This window comes from Thiorhodococcus drewsii AZ1, from assembly GCF_000224065.1.
Taxonomy (GTDB): domain Bacteria; phylum Pseudomonadota; class Gammaproteobacteria; order Chromatiales; family Chromatiaceae; genus Imhoffiella; species Imhoffiella drewsii.
Map to the genome: position 1 here is coordinate 130,488 of NZ_AFWT01000014.1, position 9,147 is coordinate 139,634.

The following is a 9,147-nucleotide window of genomic DNA, read 5'->3' on the forward strand; positions in this document are numbered from 1 at the left end:
CATGGATCCGGACTTCCTCCGCTACTACGAGCGCGAGCTGCAGTTCATCCGCGAGATGGGCGCCGAATTCGCGCGCGACTTCCCCAAGATCGCCGGCCGGCTCGGCATGGAGGGGCTGGAGTGCGCCGACCCCTATGTGGAGCGGCTGCTCGAGGGCTTCGCCTTCCTCACCGCGCGCAACCAGCTCAAGCTCGACGCCGAGTTTCCCCGTTTCACCCAGCACCTGCTGGAGATGGTCTATCCGCACTACCTGGCACCGACGCCATCCATGGCCGTGGTCCAGTTCCAGCCCGACCTCGCCAAGAGCGATCTCGCCTCGGGCTTCACCCTACCCCGCGGCACCAGTCTGCGCAGCGTCCTCGGCAAGGGCGACCGCACCGCCTGCGAATATCGGACCTCGGCCGATGTCACGCTCTGGCCCATCGAGCTGATCGAGGCCAAACCGCTCTCCCTGACCGCCGCCCAGGCGATCGGTGGCAACGGCATCAAGGGCGTCAAGTCGGGCATCCGCTTCCGCCTGCGCGCGACCAATCTCGGATTCGATCGGCTCTCGATCGATGCGCTGCGGATCTTCCTGCGCGGCGGAGACGGACTGCGCATGCGGCTCTACGAGCAACTGCTCGCCCATGCGCTCGCCGTCGTCGTGCGGCCCGCCTCGAGCACGGGGAACGGCCAGACCCGCCTCCCGCCGGACAGCATCCGGCGTGTCGGTTTCGACGACACCGAGGCATTGCTGCCGCACGGCCCCCGCTCCTTCCAGGGCTATCGTCTGCTGAGCGAGTACTTCGCCTTTCCCGACCGCTTTCTGTTCGTCGAATTCACCCGGCTCGGCGAGGCCGTTCGGCGCTGCGCCGAGACCGAGCTGGACATCCTGGTGCTGCTCGACCAAGCCGTCTTCGAGGAGGACGCCTTCGACGCCTCCTATTTCGCCCTCCACTGCGCCCCGGCGATCAACCTCTTCACCAAGCGCGCCGACCGCATCCATCTGACCAATCAGCACGACGAGCACCATGTGGTGCCCGAACGCACCCGACCGCTCGACTTCGAGATCTTCGGCATCCAAGAGGTGGTCGGCATCGGCGGACATGGCGAGCCGGACCAGGAATTCCTCCCCTTCTACGCCTCGCGCGACTTCATCGGCTCGCGCACCCAGCGCGCCTATTACAGCATCCACCGCGAGCCCCGGGTGCTCTCGACCCAGCAGCACCAGCGCGGTCCGCGCTCGAGCTATATCGGCGGCGAGATCTTCGTCAGCCTGGTCGATGCCGACGAGGCCCCTTACCGCCACGACCTGCGCCAGCTCGCCGTCACCGCGCTCTGCACCAATCGCGATCTGCCCCTGCTGCTCCCGATCGGCAAGGGCAACACCGACTTCACCCTGGAGGTCGGTGCGCCCGTGCAGTCGATCCGCTGCCTGGCCGGACCGACCAAGCCGCGCCCGTCCTTCCCCAAGGGCGACTCGGCCTGGCGGCTCATCAGCCATCTCTCGCTCAACTATCTGTCCCTGACCAACGAGGACGGCGGACAGGGCGCGACCGCACTGCGCGAGCTGCTCGCACTCTACGGCGACAAGAGCGACCCGGTCGCCCGCCGCCAGATCGATGGCGTGCGCGCCATCCGGACGACCCCCATCACGCGTCGTCTGCCGGGACCGGGCCGGGTCACCTATGCCCGAGGGCTGCAGGTGACCCTGACGCTCGATCCCGCCGCCTTCGAGGGCAGCGGGGCCTTCCTGCTCGGGGCGGTCCTGGAGCAGTTCTTCGCCAAATACGTCTCGATCAATTCATTTACCGAAACGATCGTCAATACCCCCGACGACGGAGAAATAATGCGGTGGCCGGCGAGAATCGGAAGACGCCAGACCAGTTAGAGTCGATCCGCGCGGAACTGAACCAGGCGCTGCGGGAACGTCCCTTCGCCTTCGGTTTCTTCCAGGCACTGCGTCGGCTGGAGTGCGCCCATCCCGAGCGCCCCAGGATCGGCCGGACCTCGCGTCCGGCCGAGGAGCCGGTGCGGCTCGCCCAGGATCCCTCGCTCGGGTTCGCGCCCTCGACACTGGCCGACTTCGGATCGGGAGAAGGGGGGCATGCCCCCAGGCTCTCGGTCCATTTCCTCGGGCTCTTCGGACCCAACGGTCCGCTCCCCCTGCATCTGAGCGAATATGCCCGTGAGCGCGAGCGTCATGCCGGCGATCCGACCTTCGCCCGCTTCGCCGACATCTTCCATCACCGCATCCTGGCCCTCTTCTACCGCGCCTGGGCCGACGCCCGTCCCACGATCGGCTTCGACCGCCCGGAGAGCGACCGCTTCGCCCTCTATCTCGGCGCCCTCTTCGGCATGGGCATGCCGGGGCTGCAGGCACGCGACGCCATGCCCGATCTGGCCAAGCTCCACTACGCCGGCCGGCTGGTCGCCCAGACCCACCACCCGGAAGGACTGGAGGCCATGCTTCAAGACTTCTTCGGGCTCCCCGCCCGGATCCAGGAGTTCGTCGGACACTGGCTCGCGCTGCCGCCAGACTCCCAGTGGCGGCTCGGCGCCTCGCCCGAGACCGGCAGGCTCGGCCTCACCACCATCGTCGGCTCGCGCGTCTGGGACCGTCAGTACAAGTTCCGCATCCGGCTCGGTCCAGTCGGACTCGCCGACTACAAGAGACTGCTGCCGGGAGGGGACAGCCTGGCTCGGCTCGTCGCCATCGTGCGCAACTATCTCGGCGACGAGCTCGACTGGGACCTGGAACTGGTCCTGCGCAAGGAAGCGGTTCCACCGCTCCAGCTCGGCGCGGACGCCCGGCTCGGCTGGACCACCTGGTCCATCACCCGCACACCCGATCAGGATGCGGACGATCTCAAGCTCCAGCCGTTGAGATTCGGCCGAGCCTAGAACACCCACAGACCCAGATCCGACTCAGTCCCTAGGGAGAATCCGCCATGCCAGACATCAGCCGCGTCGCACTCTTCGGCAAGCTCAACCCGCTGGGCTACAAGGCGATCGAGAGCGCCACCGTCTTCTGCAAGCTGCGCGGCAATCCCTATGTCGAGCTGGTGCATTGGATCCACCAGATCCTGCAGCTCCCGGACTCGGACCTGCACCGCATCATCAAGCAATTCAACCTGGAGCCGTCCCGACTCGCCAAGGACATCACCGAGTCGCTCGACCGTCTGCCGGGCGGATCCACCTCCATCTCGGATCTCTCGGCCCATGTCGAGGAGGCAGTCGAGCGCGGCTGGGTCTACGGCTCGCTCATGTTCAAGGAGTCCCAGATCCGCACCGGCCATCTAGTCGTCGGCATCCTCAAGACCCAGGGGCTGCGCAACGCCCTGTCCGCCATCTCCAGAGAGTTCGACAAGATCCGGATCGAGACCCTGTGCGAGCGTTTCGACGAGGTCGTCGGCGGATCGCCCGAGGACGCCATGACCGCCCAGGACGGCACCCAGATGGGCGGAGGCGCGGCACCGGGCGAGGCCAGCGGCGCCATCGCGCCCGCCTCCATGGGCAAGCAGGAGGCGCTCAAGCGCTTCACGGTCGACCTCACCGAACAGGCGCGCACCGGCAAGCTCGACCCCATCGTCGGACGCGACGCCGAGATCCGCCAGATCGTCGACATCCTCATGCGCCGGCGCCAGAACAACCCCATCCTCACCGGCGAGGCCGGCGTCGGCAAGACCGCCGTGGTCGAGGGGTTCGCCTTCAAGATCGCCACCGGCGATGTCCCACCTCCGCTCAAGGACGTCACGCTGCGCACGCTCGACGTCGGACTGCTCCAGGCCGGCGCCAGCATGAAGGGCGAGTTCGAACAGCGGCTGCGCTCGGTGATCGAAGAGGTCCAGTCCGCCGAGAAACCCATCATCCTCTTCATCGACGAGGCCCACACCCTGGTCGGTGCCGGCGGCGCGGCCGGCACCGGGGACGCCGCCAACCTGCTCAAGCCGGCGCTGGCGCGCGGCACCTTGCGCACGGTCGCCGCCACCACCTGGGCCGAGTACAAGAAACACATCGAGAAGGACCCGGCCCTGACCCGGCGCTTCCAGGTCGTGCAGGTCGACGAGCCCAGCGAGGAGAAGGCCATCCTCATGATGCGCGGCATGGCCTCGACCATGGAGCAGCATCATCAGGTCCAGATCCTCGACGAGGCGCTGGAGGCCTCCGTCAGGCTGTCGCACCGCTACATCCCGGCGCGCCAGCTCCCGGACAAGTCGGTCAGTCTGCTCGACACCGCCTGCGCCCGGGTCGCCATCAGCCAGCACGCCGTCCCGCCCGAGGTCGACGACTGCCGCAAGCGCATCGCCGCGCTGGAGAACGAGCTGGCCATCATCGGCCGCGAGACCGCGGTCGGGGTCGAGACAGCCGAGCGCGAAGCCGCCGCCTCCGAGCGGCTGGTCCAGGAGCAGGCCCATCTCGCCGAGATCGAGGGACGCTGGGAGCAGGAGAAGTCACTGGTCGAGCGCATCCTGGCACTGCGCGCCCAGCTGCGCGGGGCGACCGGCACGGTCGAGGGCACCGGGAGCGCGCTCGGCCAGGCGGCGGACCAGGAAGCAGGCGCCGCTGGAGCGGAGGCAGCGCAGCCGTCCGACACCACCGACCGCCCCGCCCTGCTCGCCGAGCTCAAGGACCTGCAGGGCCAGCTCCATGCCATGCAGGGCGAGCATCCACTGATCCTGCCGACGGTCGACCACCAGGCGGTCGCCTCGGTGGTCGAGAGCTGGACCGGCATCCCGGTCGGGCGCATGGTCAGGAACGAGGTCGAATCCATCCTCCGACTCGCCGACACCCTCGAGCAGCGCATCATCGGCCAGCGCCATGCGCTCGAGATGATCGCCCGGCGCATCCAGACCTCGCGCGCCAAGCTCGACAACCCCAACAAGCCGATCGGCGTCTTCCTGCTCGCCGGCACCTCGGGTGTCGGCAAGACCGAGACCGCACTCGCCCTCGCCGAGACCCTCTACGGCGGCGAACAGAACGTCATCACCATCAACATGAGCGAGTACCAGGAGGCCCATACCGTCTCCACCCTGAAAGGCGCGCCCCCGGGCTATGTCGGCTATGGCGAGGGCGGCGTGCTCACCGAGGCGGTGCGTCGTCGCCCCTATTCGGTGGTACTCCTGGACGAAGTCGAAAAGGCCCATCCCGATGTCCACGAGATCTTCTTCCAGGTCTTCGACAAGGGCTGGATGGAGGACGGTGAGGGACGCGTCATCGACTTCAAGAACACCCTCATCCTGCTCACCACCAATGCCGGAACCGAGCTGATCACCCGGCTGTGCATGGATCCGGACCTGATGCCCGACGCGGATGGCATCGCCAAGGCGCTGCGCGAGCCGCTGCTGAAGGTGTTCCCCCCGGCCCTGCTGGGACGCCTGGTGACCATCCCCTACTACCCGCTCAATGACGAGATGATCGGGGCCATCGCGCGGCTGCAGCTGGGCCGGATCGCCAAGCGGGTGCAGGAGAACCACAAGGTGCCCTTCAGCTACGACGACGAGGTGGTGAAGGTCATTGCCTCGCGCTGTACCGAATTGGAGAGCGGCGGACGAATGATCGATGCCATTTTAACCAATACCGTACTTCCTAAGATCAGTGAGGAATTCCTGACCAGAATGATGGAAGGAAAGCCGATCAAGCGGGTGCATGTGAGTGTGCAAGAGGGCGATTTTAGCTATGGTTTCGAGTGAGATCCGGCAGACTGGAATTTCAGGCCAATCCATGCTCATCGGATTAAGCCTTAATCATAAATCGATCCAAGGCCGAACACTGCTGGATGGTCGGAGTGCCCAGATCACGACTTTGATGATTGACTCAAGCGCCGGCATGATCACAAAACCCACCATCCTTCAGCGTCGATGATTGAGCGAAACGCCTTCGAAATTTGTAGTGTGCCCTTGATTATGCACGGAGACTGAAAGGTCGACACGGGAACGTCGCAACTGCAAAAACCAAGAAGAACATTGATAACACAACCGGACTACTGAATGTAATCGCTTGCAATTCAAAAATGCCCACACTGAATGACTCATTCATGACTGGTTCATTGCGAATTTCACAGAGATGCATCGAGGAAATCGACATGGCTTGCCTGAACCCCAATTTAACAGCACTGGATTTTTACAAAACCGATATCGTTCGGACCGATGATCAAAAAGGCTTCAAGGCCGCCCCCCGCGTAGTGACGATTCGAGGCCCGTTCAAGCTGTTCAAGCTGACTTTTAACGATGCACCGGAGCATCCCACATTCGGTACTGTCTCACCTTGGTGGTCAGCTGCCGAACCTTTCCAAGAAGACTACGAGGGCGCATTAGGCAGGTTCAAGCAGGCCTACATGAACGGGATCGATATGAGCTCAATGGTCAGATACATGAGCGCCGTCAAGGCCGAGTGGAACAGTCTGAATTATTATGTCGAAATCAGCATCAAGCGCGGAGACGAAGTCAAGTGCTTCTGGGGCGAGTTCGCCCCAATGCCACTGAGCAGCAATATACCACAAAATGCGAGTAATATAGCCGAATTCAGCTCGACTTCATCTGCAAGCAGTCAACTAGGATATTTAAACGCATTCCTTCCAGATTCGGCTTTTCATGAAACTCACATCGGCGTTTTGAGTGCTTGGCAGTTTTTCATCCCCAATCTGAGCAACGCCTTCATTGAAGGTGGCATTGCTAGAACCCAGGTCGACGCGCACGACATGGTTGCACTTGGCCGGCACTTTGGGTTGGACCTTGGGAAGACATCTCACCTTGGAAAGGTTTCCAATCGACTCAGATTCTTCTATCGGGACACGAGGAAAATGGCCCCTTTCACGCCACGCCACCCCATATTAAAAAAGATGGATGCTTGCTTCAACCAATTATGGAATCTCGATATCTCACCCCAAAAATCCCTTGAACAGTTCATCAATTACGGGGAGTCATACATTGCTAACCATTTGAACGATCCAGTTTCAATTAAGAATATGGTTCAACATTATCTAGACGAGGCAAAGAAGCCTATATAGCGCCTAAAAATAAACTTAATTTAAATTATTTAAACAAGAGGTTATGATTGAAAATCGTGGTCGAGAATGTCGCGAAACCATCATACCAATTAAGAACGGTGTCGGGTCTTGCCTTTTGCCCGTTCCGAGCTAAGTTTCGCCCATGGCTCGCCCTCTCAGACTCGAATTTCCCGGTGCGCTGTACCACATCACCTCGCACGGTGACGCGCGAGAGGATATCTATCGCGGCGACGGGGACCGTCGAATGTTCTTGGCCCTGCTTGCCGAGACCTGTGAGCGCTTCAACTGGTACTGGTGGTGAACGCCTACTGTAGCGAAGTCCCCCGCGCGCAGCGCCGCTCACCTGCCAAACCGCTAGCCGAATACGTCAGCCTGTACCCCGGTCGAGACCAAGCTATCGCCGCGGCCTACGCCAGCGGCGGGTACACCCTAGACCTGACACCTTCCCCCCTTCACCTACGACGAGGCGGTCGTCGCGCTCATCGCATCGCGCTGCACGGAGCTGGAGAGCGGCGGACGGATGATCGACGCCATCCTCACCAACACCGTCCTGCCCAAGATCAGCGAGGAATTCCTGACCCGGATGATGGAAGGAAAACCGATCGAGCGCGTGCATGTGAGCGTTCAGGATGGCGAATTCGGCTACGGATTCGAGTGATACCCACAAGGATGTAACAGATTCGAACCAACTCCATTCGAGAGAGGGCTACCCCAGTGAACAACTTCCAGCGTGACATCGTCGACTTCGTCAAAAAACAGCTAACCAACCAGGGCGTCTCGAATGCCTCACCCGACTTCGACCAGAAGGTCCAGGCCGCCGTTTCCGCGCTTCCGGGCAATAAGATCGTGCGCCTGATCGCCATGCGGCGTGCCTTGAGGGCTGCCGGAGCCACCAGTCCGCATATCGGCCACCAGCCTCAAGCAGCAAAAGCGGTCAGATACAACAACGAGATATCCCAACGAGATTTCATCAAGAAACAAGTGGAGTACCTCGCGGACTCCTTCGACTATTCGACACCCGTCAACGGCAGCATCTTCTGGTCGGGAATCGACAAGAACAAGCTGGTGGGTCTGGTCAAGAGCTGGAATCGGTCCATGGGCCAGCAGTTGTTCGGTCAGCTGGAGTGCACGACCGACGCCCAATACATGGATGACGCCTTCGACTGGAATCCCAGGGGGGCCATGGGCCAGTATTGGGCGGCGGTCTCCGAGGCGCTTGGCAATGGCGCCAGAGGCCATGTGACATCGATTCAGATCTACGGCCTGCAGCAGAGGAAGACGAACATCTTCCGGCACAAGGAGCTGCCCGCCATGCTCAAGAGGATGAACGATCAACTGGAGGCAGGCTCGACCCCAGACGTCACGGACATCACCATCGTCATTGCCGAACCCTGGTCGGACCCGAACCTGGACAGCAAGCCATTCACCAATCAGCACATCGCCGAGATCCCCCTCCTTCAGGACGCGGAAAATCCGCAAACCTGGCTGAAGGGCCGCGATCCCAACCTGACTCAGAAGGTCGGTGAGGCCCGAGAAATGATTCCCCCAAAGGTCATGAAATATTGGCGAAACAAGAACCATGTGCCGATCAGTCCAGTCGCAGGCAAACTCATCGCCGATCTCGAGAACATCAAGCGTCGATGATTTCGGATAGGGTTCGAGCGATGAACGCCAAGGATGGACTCCCTTGAAAAGGGCTCGAGGATGATGACCGCCAACCTGCTCAAACACCGGATCGAGCCCGACGAGAGTCTTGCAGCCATTGCCCGGCACCATCACCTGCCGGGCTGGCAGGCACTGTATTTCTGGGAGGGCAATCGGGATTTCAGAACGCAGTGTCCCGATCCCTGGCATCCCGATGCGAACGCCGTCCTCACGATCCCGGAGATCCCATTCCATGCGGGAGCGCTACGCGACACCCTTAGGAAGTGTCCATCAACTGTTTCCCGATTTCATCGTAGTCGGTATGCTTGGTCGATCATGAAGTGATCTCCGAGGGTGCGGGATGGCAGCGGTTGAGGTCGTGATTCCGGAAGCCGTAGAAGGGCATGTCAAGGTGGTCTTTGATCAGCTCAACGAGAAGCACCGCCGCTGGGTGGCGGCTCTGTTGTCGGAGGTCGTTGGTCACGGCGGGACGAAGTGGGTATCTGAGGTAACAG

At 62.0% G+C, this 9,147-nt stretch carries 6 protein-coding genes and 2 pseudogenes; all 8 read left to right on the forward strand.

Annotated elements, in window-relative coordinates; all coding sequences use genetic code 11:
• Nucleotide 1: 1 nt before the first annotated feature.
• The 8 genes and pseudogenes from tssF (at nucleotide 2) to THIDRDRAFT_RS11440 (ending at nucleotide 8,977) form a co-directional block, all read left to right on the forward strand.
• Nucleotides 2–1,870, forward strand: a complete 1,869-nt coding sequence (gene tssF / locus THIDRDRAFT_RS11415; protein WP_007040999.1) for a type VI secretion system baseplate subunit TssF — start codon at nucleotides 2–4, stop codon at nucleotides 1,868–1,870.
• Nucleotides 1,834–2,883 (forward strand): type VI secretion system baseplate subunit TssG, encoded by a 1,050-nt coding sequence (tssG, locus tag THIDRDRAFT_RS11420; protein ID WP_007041000.1) that lies wholly within the window; start codon nucleotides 1,834–1,836, stop codon nucleotides 2,881–2,883. Before tssF ends, tssG begins: the two co-directional genes overlap by 37 nt.
• A 47-nt stretch (nucleotides 2,884–2,930) precedes the next feature.
• Nucleotides 2,931–5,672 (forward strand): type VI secretion system ATPase TssH, encoded by a 2,742-nt coding sequence (gene tssH / locus THIDRDRAFT_RS11425; RefSeq protein ID WP_007041001.1) that lies wholly within the window; start codon nucleotides 2,931–2,933, stop codon nucleotides 5,670–5,672.
• Between the two features lie 392 nt (nucleotides 5,673–6,064).
• On the forward strand, nucleotides 6,065–6,988 hold the full coding sequence (locus THIDRDRAFT_RS11430; protein ID WP_007041002.1) for a hypothetical protein: 924 nt from the start codon (nucleotides 6,065–6,067) through the stop codon (nucleotides 6,986–6,988).
• A 142-nt stretch (nucleotides 6,989–7,130) separates the two neighbouring features.
• Nucleotides 7,131–7,277: pseudogene (locus THIDRDRAFT_RS26735) on the forward strand (transposase); the annotation flags it as partial.
• Between the two features lie 177 nt (nucleotides 7,278–7,454).
• Nucleotides 7,455–7,646: pseudogene (locus THIDRDRAFT_RS24560) on the forward strand (hypothetical protein); the annotation flags it as partial.
• A 56-nt stretch (nucleotides 7,647–7,702) separates the two neighbouring features.
• Entirely contained in the window at nucleotides 7,703–8,632 is a 930-nt protein-coding gene (locus tag THIDRDRAFT_RS11435) for a hypothetical protein (protein WP_007041005.1), read from the forward strand.
• 60 nt (nucleotides 8,633–8,692) lie between these two features.
• Nucleotides 8,693–8,977: a hypothetical protein gene (locus THIDRDRAFT_RS11440; protein ID WP_007041006.1), complete on the forward strand. Its 285-nt coding sequence runs from the start codon at nucleotides 8,693–8,695 to the stop codon at nucleotides 8,975–8,977.
• The last annotated feature ends 170 nt before the right edge of the window (nucleotides 8,978–9,147 follow it).

What these genes read in the sequence shown, in the direction of transcription:
- tssH (WP_007041001.1), top strand. Translation starts at nt 2,931, where the DNA reads ATGCCAGACATCAGCCGCGTCGCACTCTTCGGCAAGCTCAACCCGCTG.
- THIDRDRAFT_RS11430 (WP_007041002.1), top strand. Translation starts at nt 6,065, where the DNA reads ATGGCTTGCCTGAACCCCAATTTAACAGCACTGGATTTTTACAAAACC.
- tssF (WP_007040999.1), top strand. Translation starts at nt 2, where the DNA reads ATGGATCCGGACTTCCTCCGCTACTACGAGCGCGAGCTGCAGTTCATC.
- THIDRDRAFT_RS11440 (WP_007041006.1), top strand. Translation starts at nt 8,693, where the DNA reads ATGATGACCGCCAACCTGCTCAAACACCGGATCGAGCCCGACGAGAGT.